Consider the following 19374-nt stretch of genomic DNA (forward strand, 5'->3'; position numbering starts at 1 on the left):
TGGCAGGCATAAAAAAACCGGGGCAGGGCCCCGGTTTGAATTGCGTGTACTGCCACGGCATGGGCCGTGTTTTTACGATTGCTGTTACTGCATCATCCATATCGGCGCTGCAGCGCAAGTCTGCAGTCGCGCCGACCAGCGTACGGCCGGTGCAGTGCAAAACCGCATGCAGGGTGCTTGCGTGACTGGCTCGATCACGCGCAGCGCGAGTGTCATGGTTCAATCCCCGCGCAATGCCTGCGCCAGTACCGGCCCCAGCGTTTGCAGCGATTCGGGTGACAGGATGTCTTCATGCGCGCAATCGAAGCGATGCACGGTCAGGCCATCCAGATGCGGTGCCCAGCAACCTTCCACATCCCAGCCCGCCGGCAACGTCCGCTCGGCGACGAACAGCGTGGCTTTGCCGGCAAAGCGCTGCGTGCGCGCTGCTGACAACAACCGTACCGCGTCCTGGTAGTTGGCCATGATGTGGCCGAACATCTGTGCTTTTTCGTTCTCCATGAAGCTGTCGGTGGCTTCCTCGGCGGCATCCATGAACTGTTCGCGTTCGCGGTCTACCTCGGCGCGGGCTTCGTCCTCGGTCGGCCCGCTCCAGTCCTGGCCTTCCGGCGGATAGGTATCGAACAGGCCCAGGAAGGCTACTTCTTCACCCTGCGCGCTCAGCCGTGCCGCCAGGCCCTGCGCCACGGTGCCACCCAGCGAATAGCCGACCAGATGATACGGACCATGCGGCTGGATGCGCCGCAATGCGGCCAGATGCTGCTCGCACACGGCAGCCATGTCGGCGCTGGCGGCAATCGCGCCGTCCGGGCGGGGTGACTGCAGGCCGATCAGCGGCAGCTGCGGCGGCAGGTAGCGGCTGAGGCCGCTGTACTGCCAGGCAAAGCCGGAGGCCGGATGGATGCAGAACAACGGTGCGCCCAGGCCGGCACGCAGGTGCAGCACATCGCCGAAGCCGGCATTGGCCGGGTCATTGGCGGCGTTGGCATCCGACAGCACCGCTGCCAGCCGCGCCACCGATGGCGACACCATGATCTGGCCAACCGAAACCGGCCGGTTCAGCTCGCGGCGCAGTTCGGCCGCCAGGCGCATCGCCAGCAGCGAATGGCCGCCCAGTGCAAAGAAATCGTCATCGGCGGAGACCGCTTCCGTTTCCAGCATGCGGGCGAACACGTTGGCGACCTGGCTTTCCAGCCCCGGCCTTGGTGCACGGCCGCTGCCGGTGGCCACATCGCTCGGCGCAGGCAATGCCTTGCGATCGAGCTTGCCGTTGGCGCTGAGTGGGAAGGCATCGAGTTGCACGATGCCTACCGGCACCATGTGCGCCGGCAGCCGGTCTGCCAGTGCGGCACGCAATGCCGTGACATCGGGCGCAGCATCGGCGGCAACGATGTAGCCGACCAGTTGCCGGCTGTCCGCGCCGGCCATTGCTTCGGCACTGCCCAGCGTGCGGGCGTGCACCACCGCGCGCGCCACACCCGGCTGGGCCAGCAGCACCGCCTCGATTTCGCCCAGCTCGATGCGCTGGCCGCGGATTTTCACCTGATCGTCGCTGCGGCCCAGGTATTCCACGTCGCCGGTGGGCAGCCAGCGCACCACGTCGCCGGTGCGGTACATGCGCTCGCCACCATTTGCGGGGTCCGCATACGGATCGGCAACGAAGCGTGCGGCGGTCAGATCCGGGCGGCCCAGGTAGCCGTGCGCCAGCTGCACGCCGGTCAGGTAAAGCTCGCCCTGCACGCCGATTGGTACCTGGCGCAGCGCGGCATCCAGAATGCGCAGCCCGGTATTCCATACCGGCTTGCCGATCGGCACGCTGGCGGCGATGCGGGTGCCGGCATCGTCGTCTGCCGCCGGCTTGTAGCTGACGTCGACCGCGGCCTCGGTGGGACCGTACAGATTGTGCAGCGGTGCATCGACCAGCGCCGCGTATTGCTGCGCCAGTTCTTTCGACAGCGCTTCGCCGCTGCAGAACACCTGCTTGAGGCTGCAGGTGCGCGGTGCATGTTGCTGCGGATCGGCCTGCAGGTGCGCAACAAAGGCGGCCAGCATCGACGGCACGAAGTGCATGGTGGTGATCTGTTCGGCTTCGATCAATGCCAGCAGCGCCTCCGGATCACGGTGCGCTTCGGCCGGGGCCATGTGCAGCTGGGCGCCGTACAGGTAGGGCCAGAAGAATTCCCATACCGATACATCGAAGCTGCATGGCGTTTTCTGCATCACCACATCGCTGGGGATCAGCCCGTATTCGTGCTGCATCCACACCAGCCGGTTGACGATGGCGCGGTGCGATACCAGTACCCCCTTGGGGCGGCCAGTAGAGCCGGAGGTATACAGCAGGTAGGCCGCATGCTCCGGCGTCAGCAGCGGCGGCTCGAAGGTGGCCGCTGCAGCGGTGGCGGCATCGGGAAGGGTATCGATGATCAGCAGCTCGCCCAGTGGCGCAAAGCAGTCGGCCAGCTCCGGGCTGGTCACGATGAGCCTGGGTTTGGCATCGCTGACCATATAGGCCAGCCGCTCGATGGGGTAGCCGGTATCCAGCGGCAGGTAAGCTGCGCCCGCCTCGACGGCGGCCAGCAGCGCCAGGCTCAGCTTCACCGAGCGTGGCAGCGCAATGGCCACGATATCGCCGGTGTGTACGCCCGCATCGGTCAGGCCGCGCGCCAGATGGGTGGTTTGCGCGCGTAGCTCGGCATAGCTGAAGCGGTGCCCGGCATCGTGCAGTGCCGGGGCATCCGGGCTGCGGGCAGCCTGTTCGGCCAGCAGTGCACGCAAGGTGGTGGGCGGCAGTGCCACCGTCGTGGCATTGGTGGCATCGATCAGCGCGCGGTCTGCGCTGGTGCGGCCATCGTAGCTGGCCCAGTTGCGCTCCGGCGTATAGGCGAGGTGATCGAGCAGGCCGAGGATGCGCTCGACCAGTTGCTGCGGCGAACTGACCGCATCGCGGTATTCCACCACCAGCCGCATCTGCTCGCCCGGCAGCGCCAGCACGGTCAGCGGGTAGTGCGTGTAGCCGCGGTTGCGCAGGCCGGTCAGCCGTGCGCCGTGGTAATCCCGCGTGCGCAGTGCCGGGTCTTCCGGATAGTTTTCCACCACCAGCAGCGTATCGAACAGCGTGCCGGTACCGGCCAGGCGCTGGATTTCCGCCAGGCCGAGTGCATCGTGTTCCAGCAAACCGATCTGCTGTTCCTGCAGTGCATTGAGCTGATCGAGCAGCGGCCGGTTGGGCAGCAGCTTCATACGCACCGGGATGGTGTTGCTGAACAGGCCGATATGCTCGGCAATACCGTCCACCGGGCTGAAGCGGCCAGAAATGGGCGAGCCGAACACCACGTCGTCGCGGCCGGTTTCGATGGCCAGCAACGCGGCCCACATGCCTTGCAGCAGCGTGTTGAACGTGAGGCCGCGATCACGTGCGCAGCGGGTGAGTGCCTGTTCCAGCGCCTTGGGCAGCACGATTTCCAGCTCGCGCACCGGGCCGGTCGCGGCCTCTTCGCCGAAGCGCAGCGTGGGCTTGGCACCGGCCAGCGCGTCGCGCCATGCGTTGCGTGCCGGTAGCGGATCACGGCTGGCCAATGCGCGCACGACGGTGGGGTAATCGACGCGCGTGGGGGCGAGGCGGACTACCTTATCGGCATCGTCACTGCTGTAGGCCTGCAGGAAGTCATGCAGCATGATGGGGGTAGACCAGCCATCGGCTACCAGGTGGTGCGCGGTGAGCAGCAGCGTGTGTTGGTGGTCGCCATGGTGGGCCAGCACCGCCTGCAGCAACGGCGTGGTATCGGGCTGGCCGATGATGAAATCGCGGGCCAGCTCGGCCTGTTCCAGCGCGCTGATCTGCGCTTCCACCGCGTCACCATCCAGCGTGCATTCCAGCCACGGCCATAGTGGCGTGCCAGCTGCGAGCAGCGGCACCAGTTGCAGTGGCGCGCCGCTTTGCGCGTAGTCGAAGCGGGCCAGCAACTGCGGGTGGCGCAGCGCGACTGCATCCAGCGCGGCGCGCACGCGGGTACTGTCCAGCGGGCCATGGAAATCGATGCGGGTGAGCGAGTTGTATTTGCTGGCGGCCTCGCCCAGTTGCGCGTGGAACAGCAGGCCTTCCTGCAGCGGCAGTACCGGCAGCACGGCGGCAAGCGCGCCGTGGCGGGTGCTCAGGCGGGCCAGATCGGCATCATCCAGTGCTTGCTGGCCAATGCGTGTTTCCGCGGCGACCAGCGTATCGGCAGCCTGTGCGGGGTGATCGAGCGCCAGCTGGCGCAGTGCCTGTGCATGCCGTGCAATGCCCTGTTCGAGCTGCGTGATGATGGCACCATCGAGCAACGCGGGTGCCCAGCTCCAGTTCAATGCCAGCCGCGGGCCTTGTGCGGATTCCTCGACGAAGATGTTGAGCTCGAGCGGATACGCTTGCGGCATGGTTGGATCGAGGTCGACTGCAAACGCATCGGCAAAGCGCTGGCCCATGCGCTCGGCCTGCCAGTTGCCCTGGCCGGCATTGAAGCGGCCCAGGTAATTGAACAGCACTTGCGGCTGGTGCGTGGCTTCCAGCGCGGCCAGGCGTGGGCCATGCGTGGCATCGAGGTAGCGCAGCATGCCATAGCCGATACCGCGGTCGGCAATGCCGCGCAGCGCGCGCTTGATTGCGCGCACGTCGGCAGCGGGATTGGTGGCAGGGTGGGCAGCGGTGACCGGTTCCAGCGCGAACAGCACCGGGTATTCGGCAGTCAGCCAGCCCACGGTACGCGACAGATCCACGCTGTCGTCGAATGCCTCGCGGCCGTGTGATTCCAGCGCGAAACGCAGCTTGTGGTTGCTGAAGGTATCGCGGAATGCCTGCGCCACGGCGGTAAGCAGGATTTCCTCGACATTGGCGTGATACGCCTGCGGCAATTGCAACAGCAGTGCATCGGTCAGCGTGTGATCAAGCAGGGTGCGCCGTGCCTGGGCGCTGCCGTAGTGATCACGTGCGGCATCGAGCGGGCCGAACAGCGCCAGTGGTTCTGCCAGCGTGGCCAGCCACTGCGCAGCTTCCGCCTGGCGGCCTGGCAGCGCTGCGGCCAGTTCGCGTGCACGTTCCTGCAGCGTGGTGGCTTCGCGCGGCAGCAATGGCCGGGTGCCGGCTGCGGCGGCTTCGATGGCGGTCTTCAGCTCCGGCAGCAGTACGCGCCACGATACGCCGTCCACCACCAAGTGATGCAGCACCAGCATCAGCCAGGCATCGTTGCCGCATTGCAGCTGTTCTGCCTGCCACATCAGGCCGTCGTGTGGCGATAGCCGCTGCGCGGCGGCGTCAAAGCGCGTGTCGATCCAGTCTGCCGCTGCAGAGCCGGTGGCGGTCAGTTCGGCCTGTTGCAGGATACGGTGATCCAGCGTGGTGGCCAGTGCGGCAATGGCGAGTTCGCCGTGTGCAACATGGCTGCGCAGCATCGGGTGGGCGCGCTCCAGCGCATGCAGCGCGGTGGTCAGCACGCCGGCCGTTTGCGCGGCGGGCAAGCGGATCAGCACGCCCTGCGCGTAGCGGCGGTTCAGACCGTAATGCCCGGCAAACCAGGCGTAAATCGGCAGCTTGCCGACAGGGCCTTGCACAGCGTGGCTCAGCTCGGCGCTGGCGGCATGCAAGGGCTGCAATGCCGCCGCCATGCGGGCCAGGGTGCGCTGGGCAAACACATCGCGCGGCCGCAGCAGCCAGCCGGCGCGGCGCAGTTCGGTGCCGAGCGCCATGGCGGAAATGCTGTCGCCCCCCAGATGGAAGAAATCATCGTCGGCACCGACAGCGTTGAGCGCCAGCACCGTGCGCGCCGCATCGCACAGCAGTTGTTCGGCCGCATTGGTTGGCGCGCGGCCGATGACCACATCACGGGTTTCCACCGCAGGCCGTGGCAGTTGGGCCTTGTCGACCTTGCCGTTGACGTTCAGCGGCCAGGTCTCCAGCAACACCAGCTGCGCCGGCACCATATATTCCGGCAGCGATACCGCCAGCGTGGCCAGCAGTTGCTGCGCCAGCCCCGGTTGATCCGCATGCAGTGGCGTGGCCACCGTGCACCACGACAGCAAGCGGTGGCTGGCCCCGGCTGCTTCCGCGCTGACATACGCGCCGGTCACCCCTGGCAGCTTCAGCAGCGCTTGCACCACTTCGGCGGGCTCGACGCGGAAGCCGCGGATCTTCACCTGCTGGTCGCCACGGCCCAGGTATTCGAGCAGGCCATCGGCGCGCCAGCGCACCAGATCGCCGGTGCGGTACATCAGCGTGCCGTTGCCGGCCGGGTCGGCCACGAAGCGCGCGGCGGTCAGGTCTGGCCGGCGCAGGTAGCCGAGCGTGATGCTCTCGCCCGCCAGGTACAGCTCGCCCAGCACGCCAACCGGCACCGGTTGCAGCTTGCCATCGAGCACCCAGGCGCGGGTGTTGGCCACCGGCCGGCCGATCACCGGCTCTGCCGCCATGGCGGCACTGGCCTGCATGGCGTCGATGGTGTATTCGGTGGGGCCATACAGGTTGTACACGGTGAGCTGCGGGTATTGCCTTGCTGCTTGCCACAGCGCTGGCGAGGCGGCCTCGCCGCCGATCAGCACCAGCGCCGGCTGGTGCTGGCCTTCCGTCATCAGCCCGCAGTTGAACATCTGCTGCAGCATCGATGGGGGTACATCCAGTGTATCGATGCGCTGCGCCTGCACCAGCTCGACCAGTGCCTGCGCATCGCGGCGCAGGATTTCATCGCACAGGTGCAACTCGTGCCCCAGCAGCAGCCAGAACAGCGGCTCCCACGAGGTATCGAACGAGAACGATGCGCTGTGCGCGGCGCGCAGCCGGCGTCCGCCCAGTTGCTCTACGGTGCGGGCAAAGAAGCCTTGGCCGTGCGAGCGCAGCAGGTTGACGAGGCCGCGCATCGTCACCATCACGCCCTTGGGGCGGCCGGTGGAGCCGGAGGTATAGATGATGTAGGCCAGGTTGCCCAGCGCCAGTGGAGTGCGGCGCTCGGTATCGCCGAGCGGTGCGGTGGCGTGGCGGGCAAGCTGCTGTTGCAGCGCCGGGCTATCGAGCCGCAGCGTGGTAGCGTGCTGCGGCAGCCGCGCCAGCGCCGGGCCGTGCGTGATCAGTGCTGCGGGCTCTGCATCGCCCAGCAGTTGCGCCAGCCGTTCATCCGGGTAATCGAGATCCAGCGGCAGATAGGCGGCGCCGGCGGTCAGTACCGCAAACAGTGCCACCACCGCGTCGATGCTGCGCGGCAGGCCGATGGCGACGATATCGTCCGCGCCCAGCCCCTGCGCCACCAGCTCGCGCGCCAGCTGGTTCACGCGCGCGGCCAGCGTGGCGTAGTCGAGCGAGGCATCGCCGGATACCACCGCACGCTCCTGCGGTTGGCGTGTTGCCTGTTCATCCAGCATCTGCGCGACGGACATCAGGCCCGGCCACGCATCCGGCATGGCGCCGGTAGAGCTTGCAGCCAGCAAGGCCGCTTCGCGCTCGCCGATCAGCGGTGTCTCTGCCACGGTGAGGGCCGGCTGGGCGGCGAGCGCAGTCAGCAAGGTGGCGAGGCGTTCACCATGCAGGGTGAGTTCGGCACTGCTGTAGCGACCCGGGTGGCCGGCCAGTTCGATGACGAAGCCATCGTTTTCCGGCCACAGGCCGAATTCCAGATCCTCGACCGGGCCGGCTGCCAGCGGCTGGTTGTGCGCGGTCACGCCGTCGAATTGCAGTGGCGCATCGTACAGCTTGAGGTTGATGGTGGGGCCGTACAGCGCGCGGCCGCTGCCGACGAGGCCCAGCGCGCGCTGCAAATCCTCGGCATCGAAGCGCTGGTGGCGCTGGATGCGGCGCAGCTCCAGGTTCACCCGCTGGGCGAGCTCGGCCAATGGCAGGCCGGTATCGACGCGCACCGCCAGCGGCAAGACGTTGACGACGGTACCGCAGGCGCGCAAGGCTTTCGAGCCCAGCCGGCGCATGAAAGGCAGGCCGACAGTCTGCTGCGCCTGGCCGGTAATACGGGTGAGGTAGCCGAACACGCCGGCCACCAGCAGCTCGGCCACGTTCTGCGTGGGGGCTTGTGCGGCCAATGCCGCCAGCGTGGCGTGCGGGATGGTGATGCGTTCACGCAATACATCGGCATTGGCCAGAGTGCCACCGGCGCTGCGCTGCGCCAGCGTAGCGGGGATGGCCGCATCGCGCATGTAATCGACCCAGAACGCCGCATCGCGCTGCTGCGTTTCCGAGCCCTGGTAGGCGCGGATTTCCGCAATCACTTCGGCGTAGGGCGTGCACGGCTTGTGCACGATGGCTTCGCCACACAGCAACTGGTTGTACAGCTCGGCCATGCGGCGGGTGAGCGCGGCAAACGCATAGCCGTCCACGCAGGCATGGTGATAGCGCTGGTACCACATCCAGTGTGGCGTGGTGCCATCTGCCAGTTGCAGCAGCATATGGCGGTAGAGCGGCGCGGCGCCATCGGCCGGGAGTGGCGTGGCCACATCGGCATGCATCAGTGCCAGCGCAGCGGCGCGCGGGTCTGCCTCGCCGCGCAGGTCGTGCCGGTCGGGTTGCGGCAATGCATCGGCATTCAGCGCGCCGGGCAGATGCTGCTGCGGGCCTGTGGCGCTGTCTTCAAAACGCGCATGCGGGGTATCCACTTCGGCCAGCGCCAGGCGGATTGCGCGGGCCAGCAGCGTGGCATCGAGCGGGCCGTGGAATTCCATATGGTGGGCCACCGTATACGCGGTGGAAACCGGGGCGATCTGGTCGGCCAGCCATACGCCAAGCTGGGCGCCGGCGATGGGCAGGGTGGTGACGGGGGAGGCGTGAACGATGGGAGACGTGTTCATGGAAATCTCGCTGCGGTGATGCGGCGGGCGCGGCGATGGCAGCGGCGGTGCCGCTGGCATCAGGGGGCCGGCCGGGGGAAAACGGAGGCTGATGGATCAGCCGACGCGGGCAGATCAGGCGTGCAGTGCCCGGGGGCGGATGTCCTGCCAGTTTTGTTCCAGCCATTGCACGCAGTGGCTGCGGCTTTCCGGGCCGAGTACCACGCGCCAGCCCGGCGGCACTGCGGTGATGTCCGGCCACAGGCTGTATTGGGTCTGGTTGTTCACCAGCACCAGGAAGGCCAGGTTTTCATCGTCGAACGGGTTGGTCTGGGTATCGCTCATTGCGCGCTCCGGCAAAGGTCAGGGATTTTTCAGAAAACGGGTTGCCGCGTGGGCGGCGTTGATCCGGACGGGGGCGGTCCGGATGACGTGGGTGTGGACGCGAGCAGCCGTGCCAGGCCATCGATCAGGCCGCCGCGCCAGCACAGGCTGTCGTGGCCGCCTTCGAAAATCTGCCATTGCACGTGGTGGCCGTTGGCCAGCAGTGCATCGCGTACGGCTTCGTTGACGTCGATCATCACATCCTCGCGGCTGCCTACTTCCAGCAGCACGGCCAGTGGGGTAAGGGCGGGTGGCGCGGCGGCGATTTCGCGCGCCAGCTCGCCACTGGCACCAGCGCGGCGGTGCGGCGCCACGCCAGGTGGCAAGCGCATCAGGTCTTCATGCGGCCACCAGAACGAGCCGGACTGGCTCAGCACGCGGCCGAAGCGGCTTGGCCAGTGCCAGCCGGCGTAGAGCGCGGCAAGGCCGCCCAGGCTTTGCCCGGTCACCACGGTGCGTGCGCCGTCCTGGCTGCACGGCATGCTGGTGTGCACGAACGGCAGCAGCTCCTGCTGGATGGCTTGCCAGAACATGGCGTTGCAGCCGAGCTCACTGCCGCGGTGCATGCCATCGATGCTGTCGATCAGCAGATAGGCAGCAGCCGGCAGCCGGCCACTGGCCGTTTCAAGCTCGAGCGCGCGCCAGATGGGGATTTGCCGCGCCCAGCGCTGGCCGTCGAGCAGGATCACCAATGGGCGCTCCGTACTTGCCGTGCCGGTTTCAAATAGCCACACCGTGCGCTGGTTGGCCAGCATGGCGCTGTGCCATGGCAATGCGCGCAGCCGTTCTGGCTGGGTGGGGCCGGTATGGCCGGCATCGGTATCGCGCCAGCACGACTGATCGGGCGCGGCCGGCAGGTGCAATGCCGATGCGGTATTGCCCGGCTGGCTGGGCGGGTTGAATGGATCGGCTACTGCGTGCGCCATGATGCTGATCCACCACGCGCGCTGTTGCTGGCGGCGTGCTTCGTCAGCGCCGTGATAGGCAGGCGGCAATTGATCGGCTTGCAGCGGAATGAAGCCATAGCTGCCGCGCCAATCTGCCGGCAGCGTGGTGTGCCAATACCAGACATCGGTGCCCGGCACGCGCGCCATGGCTTCGGGCTCGGGGCGGTGGTGATCGGTGACCGAGTTCATGTCGACCACCACGCAGGTGATCGGTGATTGCGCATCGTTGCCGTGCGGATCACGCCACAGCAGCGTGACGGCGCACGCGTTATCGGCAGCGGGCAGCACGCTGGGGATGCCTGTTTCGGCCAGGCGTTGCCACCAGGCAGGGGTGCCGCAATCGCTGCTGGCCAGCTGGTGCGCCATAGCGGGTGTCGGGGTGGCAAACGCCAGGGTATGCATATTCATCGGGGCGGGCGGACTGCAATGGGAAAGGCGTGGCACACATCAGCAGATGCTTACTTTTTGAAAAAGTATCTGACTGCATGCTTATTCCGGTTTCGGGCGTTGCTGGACCTGAAAAGGGAAGTATTGCCTTTGTTAATGAGAAGTATTATCATTTATTGCATAAATTTGCTCAATCGGCAACATAAAACCGCAGTCTGCTGCGCATTGCCGATGCCAAAACCCGCGTTGTTTGCACTTCAGGCTTTCTGGTTGCTGTTTGATCTGGATATTTTTTCTGGTGTGTATGTAAGCGTTTTTGGCCGGCGGGGGCGCCGGAGCAGAACGGTTTCATTTCAATGTAAAAAGCCAGGGAGTTCAGCATCATGAGAAAGTCCACTGCCACCCGGCAGCGCAGCTATCGTCTGTTCCTCGCCACCCGGCTGGCGTTGGCCAGCCTGGCGGGTATTGCTGCATCCGGTGCGGTATACGCCGATGACGCAGTCACGCTGCCCACGGTGACGGTCACCGGCGAGAAGATCGATCGCAGCCAGCAGGACACCACCACTGCGGTATCGGTGTTCCAGACTCCCAAGGTTGACGACGGCCAGAACCACAACATCAACGAACTGGCGCAGGAAGTGCCCAACGCCACGCACAATGCGGCGGGCGGTATCAATATCCGTGGTGTGGCCGGCTCTGGCCCCACCACCGGCGTATTCACCTTCATTTCCGGTGCACGGCCGCGCGTGAGCACCACGGTCGACGGCGCGCCGGAAACCTGGGCAGGCCAGCAATACCTGGATGTGGGCTTGTGGGATGTCGAGCAGGTTGAAGTGCTGCGCGGCCCGCAATCGACCATCCAGGGCCGCAATGCCATGGCTGGCGCGGTGGTGGTGAATACCAAGGACCCGAGCTTCACGCTGGAAGGCGCAGCACGCGTGGGCGTGGAAAACGAAGATGGCCGCACCTATGTGGCCGGCATGGTTTCCGGCCCGATCGTGAGCGATGAACTGGCATTCCGCCTGGCTGTCGAGGGCACCAAGGGCAACGGCTTCATCGATTACCAGGGTTCATATCCGTGGGATCCGTCCGAGCTGCAGAACTACACGGTGCGCGGCAAGTTGCTGTGGACGCCCAGCGCAGCGCCGCAACTGAAGGCCAAGTTGACGCTGATCGACCGCAAGTACAAGGGCGAGTACCTGAACCGCATCGAAACGCCTTGCAGCAATGCTGATTGCAGCAACGAAGGCGACCTGTTCAAGAACTACGCGTTCTACGGCAAAAGCTCGAATACGCGCCGCCAGGATTCCAAGGGCGACACGGCCAATATCGACATCGATTACCAGTTCAACGACGTGACCACCGGCCACCTGCTGTACAGCCGTGGCAATGACAAGCTGCATTTCGAGGAATCCGGCGCCGACCGCTTCTTCCTGGATCAGGATCAGAAGAGCAACACGCTGGAAGGCCGCGTGGTGTACAACCCCAAGGAAGGCCGTGTGAGCGGCGTAGCCGGTTTGTACTATTTCGACCGCAAGCAGAATCTGCTGGCTGCCGACCCATTGGCGATCACCTTTACCGGCGATGACAAAGTGGAAACCATTGCCGGTTATGCCGAAGCCACCATCGGCCTGAACGAGCGGTTCGACCTGATTGCCGGCGGGCGCGTCGAGCGTGAAAGCCAGAAGCGCGATCTGGATGCATGGCCGGGCAAGCCCTGGGCGGGTGTTGTGGACACCGACAAGAGCGAAACGATGTTCCTGCCCAAGATCGGCGTGCAGTACAAGCTGGCGGATACCACGCTGGGCTTTACCGTGCGCAAGGGTTACAACCCGGGCGGCGGCGGTCTGGACTGGGTGACCAGCGCCTACTACGAGTACGACAAGGAAGAAGTCGTCACGTATGAAGCCACATCGCGCTCGGTGCTGCTGGATAACCGCCTGAGCCTCAACGCCACGGCGTTCTACAACAACTACACCGGCTATCAGGCGCTCTATAACTATCGGCTGGTGAACATCGGCAAGGGCACCAGCTACGGTCTGGAACTCGATGCTGCCGCACAGGTGACGACCGGCCTCAGCCTGTACGGCTCGGTGGGCCTGCTGCACACCGAAGTGACTGATGGCGGCCAATATGGCGCCAGGATCAAGGGCAACGAGTTTGATTCCGCCCCGGCGCTGACGGCAAACCTGGGCTTCCGCCAGAAGTTTGGTGGTTACTGGTTCGTATCCGGTAACGTCAGCTATACCGGCGAGTATTTCTCGGGCATCGACAACGATAACCGCGAGAAAGCCGGTGACTATGTGCTGGCCAACCTGCAAGCGGGTTACGATCACGGCAACTATGCCATCCGCTTCTACGTGAAGAACCTGTTCGACCAGGACATCCTGTACGCGAAGAACATCGGCAGCGATCGCTGGCCGAGTACGCAGGAAATGATCGTGGGCGATGTGGGTGCGCCGCGTACCTTCGGTGTGGTGCTTGATTACCGCTTCTGAGCGTTGATGTAACTGGCAGTCATTGCTGTTGTTTGCTGGTCGAGAAGGCCCGGTGCGTTTGTGCCGGGCCTTCTTCAATGGTCCGCCCGAATCTTCATCCGGGCCGGGCTGTACCATGGTGTGTCATCCCGGATCCGGGCGCATTCCCGAGGCATCATGAAATCGATTGCCAACGCAGAAAAATGGTTGCAACTGCTCAAGGCACAGGCGCTGCCTGCAGGCGTGCACGCCCAACTGGACGCGCTCCGGGTCGGGGAGGCATGCGATTGCGGTTGCAATTCGTTTGTTGTTTCGGTGTCGCCGACGCCGGGCATACCACCGCTGCTGGAACGTGGCCTGGTTTGCGAGCTCGCCTTTAAATCGAACAAGACCGAGGAAATCAATGTGCTGATTTTCTCTGATCCGGCCGGCTACCTGGACCGTATCGATGTGACGCTGGGCGGATATGGTGGCCTGATGCCGGACGGTATCGAGGTGACCGGGCTGATCGGGATCTGGCCCGCGGGTTGACGGGGGACTGCCCGATCTGCGATGCCGTTTTTCAGCCCGCGGCCTGATGCGGCTTGCCGCGCGGAATCACCAGCGGCGTATGGCTGACCGGGTCGTCGATGATCAGGCAGGGCAGGCCGAATACGTGCTCGATCAGGTCCGGGCTGATGATTTCGGCAGGCGGCCCTTCCGCCACGATGCGGCCTTGCTGCATCACGATCAGGTGCGTGGCGTAGCGACTGGCGTGGTTCAGATCATGCAGCACCGCCACCAGCGTGCGGCCGGATTGATTCAGGCTGCGGAACAGCTCCAGCAGCTCGATCTGGTGCGCGATATCCAGGTAAGTGGTGGGTTCATCCAGCAGCAGGATGGGCGTTTGCTGCGCCAGTGCCATGGCCACCCACACGCGCTGGCGCTGGCCGCCGGATAATGCATCGACTGCCTGATGGGCCAGCTCGCTGATGCCGGTGGCGGCCATGGCTTCGGCCACGGCGGTTTCGTCCTCGCGCCGCCATTGGCGCAGCAGGCTTTGGTGCGGGTAGCGGCCACGGGATACCAGATCGGCCACGCTGATGCCATCCGGCGCGGTGGATGTTTGCGGCAATAGCCCCAGCTGCGTGGCCAGTTGTTTGGCCGGGTACTGGCCGAGTGCCTTGCCATCAAGCGTGACCTGGCCCTGCGTGGGCTTGATCAGCCGCGCCAGGCTGCGCAGCAGCGTGGATTTGCCGCAGCCATTGGGGCCGATGATGACGGTGAATTCGCCATCGCGGATATGCACATCCAGCTGCCGGCTGATGATGCGTTCCGCATAGCCCAGTTGCAGGTCTTTACCTTGCAGGCGGCAGGAGCCGGTTTCCGCCGTGTTGTTGTGCGAGCTGGTGGCAGCGGCTTCCGCTGGCGCGGCGATGGAGGTAACGATCATGAGCGGCGGGCTTCGCGGATAAGCAGGTAAACCAGATAGATGCCACCGATGCTGACGGTGACGACGCCCACCGGCAACTGGCGCGGGGTGAAGCAATGCTGGGCAACAAAATCGGCGGCCAGCAACAGCGCCGCACCTACGCCAGCGGCACCGGTCAGCGTGCTGCGGTTGTGGCACAGGCGCCGGGCAATCTGCGGTGCAGCCAGCGCAATGAAAGAGATGGGGCCGGCTGCGGCGGTGCTGGCGGCGATCAGCGTGGTACCCAGCGCCATCAGCAGCAGGCGCGTGCGCTCGGCCGGGATGCCCAGCGCGGCGGCGCAATCGTCGCCCATTTCCAGGAATTGCATGCGCCGCGCCAGCAGCATGGCCGCCGCCATGGCCAGCACGCAGAATGCGCTGGCGGGCAGGCTCTTGGCCCAGGTCATGCCATTGAGCGAGCCGGCCGCCCACAGCGCCGCAGTCAGCGCGGATTCGAGCGAGCCGGTGATGCTCAGCCAGGTATTGAACGCGCCCAGCATGGCGCTGACGGCGATGCCGATGACGATAAGGCGGAAGCCATGAATGCCGCGCCGCCATGCCAGTGCATACACCACCAGCGCGGTAGCCAGGCCGCCGACGATGGCGCCACCGGCGATTTCCACATAGCTGCCACCCAGCAGGATGATGGTGACCAGCGCGCCGGTATGCGCGCCGGTGTTGAAGCTGATGATGTCCGGGCTGCCCAGCGGATTGCGTACCAGCGACTGGAAAATGGCGCCGCTGATGCCCAGCGCTGCACCAAGGACCAGCGCGGTGACGGCGCGCGGCAAGCGCCATTGCGTGACCACCGCAGTAGCAAGCGGGCTGCCTTCTCCGCTGAGCGCCGCCCACACTTCGTGCAGCGACAATGCCAGCGTACCCGCACACAGGCTGGCGATGACCAGCGCTGCACAACACAACGCCAGCAACGCGCACACCAGCACATTGCGGCGATCCACGCGCAGGTTGATGGCGGCATCGGGATGGCCGATCAGCCAGCTACGGGGTGCATGCGCAGCGCTGCTCATGAGCGGCCCGCCTTGTTGCGCGCCATCCAGATCAGCATGGGTGCGCCGATGAAAGCAGTGACGATGGACACGCGCAGCTCGCCCGGCACCAGCACACGGCCGACGATATCGGCGCTGAGCAGCAGGATGGGCGCCAGCAGCGTGGTGAGCGCGAGTATCCAGCGCTGATCCGCCCCCACCAGCCAGCGCGCCACTTGCGGCACCATCAGGCCGACAAAGCCGATGGGGCCGGCCACCGCAGTGGTGGCGCCGGTCAGCAACGTGATGGCGAGGATGGCCCACGCCTGTACCCGCAATGGCCGCGTGCCCAGTGTGACGGCGAATTCATGCCCCATGCCGATGGCGTTGAGCGAGCGGCCCAGCAGCAGCGCAATCACGCCGCCGGCAATGATGGCCGGTGCCACCTGCAGCACCAGCTGCAGATCACGTACATCCAGCGAGCCGGCATTCCAGAAGCGGATGCGGTCGTACGCGCCGGGATTGAGCAACACCAGCCCGGATGACAGGCCGAACAGCACGGAACCCACCGCCACGCCGGCCAGGATGAAGCGCATGGGCTCCAGCCGGCTGCTGCCCCACGCGCCCACCAGGTACACCAGCAAGGTGGTGAGCAGCGCGCCGCCGCACGCCCACGCCACATACGCGGATGGGCCGCTGACATTGAACAGCGCCACTGCAATGATCACGGCGAAACTGGCGCCGGCATTCACGCCGAGGATGCCCGGATCGGCCAGCGGGTTGCGGGTGAGCGCCTGCGTGAGTGCCCCCGCCAGCCCCAGCGCCGCGCCGCCCAGCAAACCCAGCAGCGTACGTGGCAGGCGGCTTTCGCGGATCACCACGCTATCGGCGCTGTTGCCATGGCCCAGCAGGCTATCGATGACGACAGGCAGCGCAATGGGCTTGGCGCCGATAGCCAGGCTGAGCAGCAGCACGATGGCCAGCAGTGCGGCAGCGGCCAGCAGCCAGCGTAGGCGCGCAGGGGTGCGGATCAGGACAGGGGAGGGCGCTTTTGCGGTGCTTGAATGCATGGGAAGATAATGAGAATAAGACGCATTGTCTTTTTTGCATGGTACCATGCGCGGCTTAAACATGAACGCCAGGTTTCAAAACCTTTCACAGCCCTGATGCAGGTGTCGCCCATGAGTGAACGCAAGTCCATTTTCCTTGATTTCAGCCTGCTCAGGCAGAACCGTGCTTTCCGGGCCGTTTTCATCGCCCGCATGCTGTCGGTGCTGGGGCTGGGCATGATGACGGTGGCGGTGCCGATCCAGATTCACGCGCTGACCGGTTCTGCGTTCCAGGTGGGCGTGGCCATGGCGCTGGATGGCCTCGGCATGTTCGTCGGCCTGATGTGTGGTGGCGTGCTGGCAGACCGCTTTGATCGCCGCAAGCTGATCCTGCTGGCGCGCGGCCTGTGCGGGGTGGGCTTTCTGGCGCTGGCGCTCAATGCCTTCCTGGCAGCGCCATCACTGCTGGCGCTGTACCTGATCTCGATCTGGGATGGCTTCTTCGGCGCCATGGGCATTACCGCGCTGATGGCCAGCATTCCGGTGCTGGTGGGGCGCGAGAACCTGCCGGCCGCGGGTGCGCTCAGCATGCTGATCGTGCGCTTCGGCTCGGTGATATCGCCCGCCATTGGCGGGCTGGTGATTGCCAGCAGCGATGTCAGCTGGAACTACCTGCTGGCCGGCATCGGCACGCTGGCCACGCTGATCCCGCTGGTGCGGCTGCCCAAACTGCTGCCGGAAGGCGGCGAGCCGGAACACCCGCTGCGCGCGCTGGCCGATGGCGTGCGTTTTCTGGTCAGCCACCCCATCGTGGGCGCGGTGGTGGTGCTGGGCACGCTGCAAACCTTGCTCAGCGCCATCCGCATCATCTTCCCCAACCTGGCCGAGAACGCGTGGGGCGGCAATGCCTTCCACGTGGGCCTGATGTACTCCGCCGTGCCGCTGGGCGCGATGATCGGTGCGTTCACCAGCGGCTGGGTCGGCCGTGTGGGCAAGCCCGGCATGGTGATGTTGCTGGCCGTGCTGGCATCGGCGCTGACCGTGGCATCGCTGGGCGTGGTGGGCCATATCGTACCGGGCCTGCTGGCCTTGGCGGTGCTGGGTTACCTGGGTTCGATTGCATCGCTGCTGCAGTTTACGCTGGTGCAGACGCACACTCCTGATCACCTGCTGGGCCGTGTAAACAGCCTGTGGAACGCGCAGGACGTGGTGGGCGATTCGGTGGGCACCGTGCTGCTGGGCAGCGTGGCACGCTGGCTGCTGCCGGCCGCATCGGTGCTGGCGTATGGCGGCGCGGTGGCCTTGCTTGCCGGCGCGCTGGGGCTGGGTTTTTCCAGCTTGCGGCGGCTGGGCAACGAGCCGGAAGGACAAGACCCGCGGGACGAGATCTCGCCGCAGCCGGTGACAGAGAGCGGCAACTGATCAGTTGCTTGCCAGCCAGGCCGGGGTGAATGTTGCCCCGGCTTTTTGCTGCCTGTTTCCAGCAGCCGTTTCACGCACGGTGCTGCGCTTTGTTCACTTTGAAATGCCGCGGTCTTTGCTTGCCGGATCGGTTACAGGCGGGTGCAGCTGCGTTTGCAGATCATCGGAATGACCTGGCACAGGCGGGCATTTTGACTGCGCAATCCGTTGCGAGCGGTAAATGCCTGCATGGCCGGAGAACAGGTACGCCACCACGCAGGCCACGCCGGCATACAGGCCGATTTCGCCGCCAAACAGTTCCATTGCCATGATGGTGGATGCCAGCGGGGTGTTCGCCGCACCGGCAAATACCGCGACGAACCCGAGGCCTGCCAGTAGTGCGAACGGCATATGCAGCAGCGGGGCCATGGCATTGCCCAGCGTGGCGCCGATATAGAACAGCGGGGTGACTTCGCCGCCCTTGAAGCCGCTGCCCAGCGATGCCACCGTGAACAAGAACTTGCCGGAAAAATCCAACGGGGCCAGTGGCTGCTGGAAGGCGTCGACAATGGTGGGAATGCCCAGCCCGATATAGCGATCCGCCCCCAGGCCCAGCACGGCGGCGGCCACCACGGCGCCACCCAGCAGCGGGCGCAGCGGCGCGTAGCGGATGGTGCGTTTCATCCAGCCGGCCAACCCGTGCGTGGCCTTGGCAAACAGCATGCCGATCAGGCCGAATACCACGCCGGCCAGCACGGTGGCGGCAAAACCCCAGGCGTTGAAGGCGGGGATATGCGCAATGGCATACGGCGTGTGGTGCACGCCCCATAGCAGGCCCACCTGATCGGCAATGATGGCGGCCACCATGCAGGGGAACAGCGCGTCGTAGCGCAGACGGCCCACCGCCAGCACTTCCAGCCCGAATATCGCGCCTGCCAGCGGCGTGCCGAATACCGAGGCAAAACCGGCGCTGATGCCGGCCATCAGCAGCAGCCGGCGGTCTTCCGCTTTCAGCCGGAACAGCAGCGTGAGCTGGTCTGCCAGCGCGCCGCCCATCTGCACCGCAGTGCCCTCGCGGCCGACCGATGCGCCAAACAGGTGCGAGATCACCGTGCCGCCCAGCACCAGCGGCGCCATGCGCAAGGGCACCACTTTTTTCGGATCATGGATTTCATCGATCAGCAGGTTGTTGCCTGCCTCCACCCGCTGGCCGAAGCGCAGGTACAGCCAGCCCACCACAAAGCCGGCAACGGGCAGCAGTGCAATCAGCCAGCGGTGCGTTTCGCGCGTTTGCGTGGCCCACGCCAGCGCCCACAGGAAAAACGCCGAAGCGCTGCCGGTTGCCAGCGCCACCAGGCTGGCCAGTAGCAGCCACTTGCCCACATAAGGCAGCAGCAGCAGGGGTTCGGGATATTTGGGGGTAGTCATGGCACCTGGTTGCTGATTTGCTGGGGATTGAACAAATCGGGTCAACCAGTGCGGCAGGCACGGCCTGCAACATTC

Annotated in this window: 11 protein-coding genes; 3 read left to right on the forward strand and 8 right to left on the reverse strand. The window is 65.5% G+C overall.

Annotated elements, in window-relative coordinates; genetic code table 11:
• Positions 1-219 precede the first annotated feature (219 nt).
• From IGB42_RS14670 to IGB42_RS14685, 4 genes are all read right to left on the reverse strand, one after another.
• Positions 220-8811 carry a non-ribosomal peptide synthetase gene (locus IGB42_RS14670; protein ID WP_159672913.1) on the reverse strand — a complete coding sequence of 2864 codons (8592 nt, stop codon included), beginning with the start codon at positions 8809-8811 and terminating at the stop codon, positions 220-222.
• Between the two features lie 114 nt (positions 8812-8925).
• Positions 8926-9135 (reverse strand): MbtH family protein, encoded by a 210-nt coding sequence (locus IGB42_RS14675; RefSeq protein ID WP_159672915.1) that lies wholly within the window; start codon positions 9133-9135, stop codon positions 8926-8928.
• A 29-nt stretch (positions 9136-9164) separates the two neighbouring features.
• Positions 9165-10529 carry an enterochelin esterase gene (gene fes, locus IGB42_RS14680; RefSeq protein WP_201799949.1) on the reverse strand — a complete coding sequence of 455 codons (1365 nt, stop codon included), beginning with the start codon at positions 10527-10529 and terminating at the stop codon, positions 9165-9167.
• A gap of 169 nt (positions 10530-10698) precedes the next feature.
• On the reverse strand, positions 10699-10893 hold the full coding sequence (locus IGB42_RS14685; protein ID WP_159672917.1) for a hypothetical protein: 195 nt from the start codon (positions 10891-10893) through the stop codon (positions 10699-10701).
• Between IGB42_RS14685 and IGB42_RS14690 the strand changes: the two genes are divergently transcribed.
• The gene (locus IGB42_RS14690) at positions 10892-13006 is read left to right on the forward strand and encodes a TonB-dependent receptor (protein WP_159672919.1); all 2115 of its coding nucleotides are present in this window, start codon (positions 10892-10894) and stop codon (positions 13004-13006) included. The genes IGB42_RS14685 and IGB42_RS14690 overlap by 2 nt on opposite strands.
• Positions 13007-13162: 156 nt before the next feature.
• On the forward strand, positions 13163-13516 hold the full coding sequence (locus tag IGB42_RS14695) for a hypothetical protein (RefSeq protein WP_159672921.1): 354 nt from the start codon (positions 13163-13165) through the stop codon (positions 13514-13516).
• A 31-nt stretch (positions 13517-13547) separates the two neighbouring features.
• On the opposite strand, the gene IGB42_RS14700 is transcribed toward IGB42_RS14695, so the two are convergent.
• Genes IGB42_RS14700 through fepD form a run of 3 tightly spaced genes read right to left on the reverse strand, consistent with a single transcriptional unit; the run spans position 13548 to position 16491 of the window.
• Positions 13548-14417, reverse strand: coding sequence for an ABC transporter ATP-binding protein (locus IGB42_RS14700; RefSeq protein ID WP_159672923.1), 870 nt, complete (start codon positions 14415-14417; stop codon positions 13548-13550).
• Positions 14414-15463, reverse strand: a complete 1050-nt coding sequence (fepG, locus tag IGB42_RS14705) for an iron-enterobactin ABC transporter permease (RefSeq protein ID WP_159672925.1) — start codon at positions 15461-15463, stop codon at positions 14414-14416. The genes IGB42_RS14700 and fepG overlap by 4 nt, the downstream gene beginning before the upstream one ends.
• A complete protein-coding gene (gene fepD, locus IGB42_RS14710) occupies positions 15460-16491 on the reverse strand; it encodes a Fe(3+)-siderophore ABC transporter permease (protein WP_159672927.1) in 1032 nt (343 codons plus the stop codon). The genes fepG and fepD overlap by 4 nt, the downstream gene beginning before the upstream one ends.
• A 111-nt stretch (positions 16492-16602) precedes the next feature.
• On the opposite strand from fepD, the gene entS reads away from it, so the two are divergent.
• Positions 16603-17892 carry an enterobactin transporter EntS gene (gene entS / locus IGB42_RS14715; RefSeq protein WP_159672929.1) on the forward strand — a complete coding sequence of 430 codons (1290 nt, stop codon included), beginning with the start codon at positions 16603-16605 and terminating at the stop codon, positions 17890-17892.
• Positions 17893-17985: 93 nt separating this feature from the next.
• Here entS and IGB42_RS14720 read toward each other — a convergent pair whose 3' ends face one another.
• Positions 17986-19299 carry a voltage-gated chloride channel family protein gene (locus tag IGB42_RS14720; protein ID WP_159672931.1) on the reverse strand — a complete coding sequence of 438 codons (1314 nt, stop codon included), beginning with the start codon at positions 19297-19299 and terminating at the stop codon, positions 17986-17988.
• Between the last annotated feature and the right edge of the window lie 75 nt (positions 19300-19374).

It is taken from the genome of Andreprevotia sp. IGB-42, assembly GCF_009848685.1.
GTDB lineage: Bacteria > Pseudomonadota > Gammaproteobacteria > Burkholderiales > Chitinibacteraceae > Andreprevotia.

What these genes read in the sequence shown, in the direction of transcription:
- fepG (WP_159672925.1), bottom strand. Translation starts at nt 15,463, where the DNA reads ATGAGCAGCGCTGCGCATGCACCCCGTAGCTGGCTGATCGGCCATCCC.
- fepD (WP_159672927.1), bottom strand. Translation starts at nt 16,491, where the DNA reads ATGCATTCAAGCACCGCAAAAGCGCCCTCCCCTGTCCTGATCCGCACC.
- IGB42_RS14675 (WP_159672915.1), bottom strand. Translation starts at nt 9,135, where the DNA reads ATGAGCGATACCCAGACCAACCCGTTCGACGATGAAAACCTGGCCTTC.
- IGB42_RS14720 (WP_159672931.1), bottom strand. Translation starts at nt 19,299, where the DNA reads ATGACTACCCCCAAATATCCCGAACCCCTGCTGCTGCTGCCTTATGTG.
- IGB42_RS14695 (WP_159672921.1), top strand. Translation starts at nt 13,163, where the DNA reads ATGAAATCGATTGCCAACGCAGAAAAATGGTTGCAACTGCTCAAGGCA.
- IGB42_RS14685 (WP_159672917.1), bottom strand. Translation starts at nt 10,893, where the DNA reads ATGATGCTGAACTCCCTGGCTTTTTACATTGAAATGAAACCGTTCTGC.
- entS (WP_159672929.1), top strand. Translation starts at nt 16,603, where the DNA reads ATGAGTGAACGCAAGTCCATTTTCCTTGATTTCAGCCTGCTCAGGCAG.
- IGB42_RS14690 (WP_159672919.1), top strand. Translation starts at nt 10,892, where the DNA reads ATGAGAAAGTCCACTGCCACCCGGCAGCGCAGCTATCGTCTGTTCCTC.
- IGB42_RS14670 (WP_159672913.1), bottom strand. Translation starts at nt 8,811, where the DNA reads ATGAACACGTCTCCCATCGTTCACGCCTCCCCCGTCACCACCCTGCCC.
- fes (WP_201799949.1), bottom strand. Translation starts at nt 10,529, where the DNA reads ATGAATATGCATACCCTGGCGTTTGCCACCCCGACACCCGCTATGGCG.
- IGB42_RS14700 (WP_159672923.1), bottom strand. Translation starts at nt 14,417, where the DNA reads ATGATCGTTACCTCCATCGCCGCGCCAGCGGAAGCCGCTGCCACCAGC.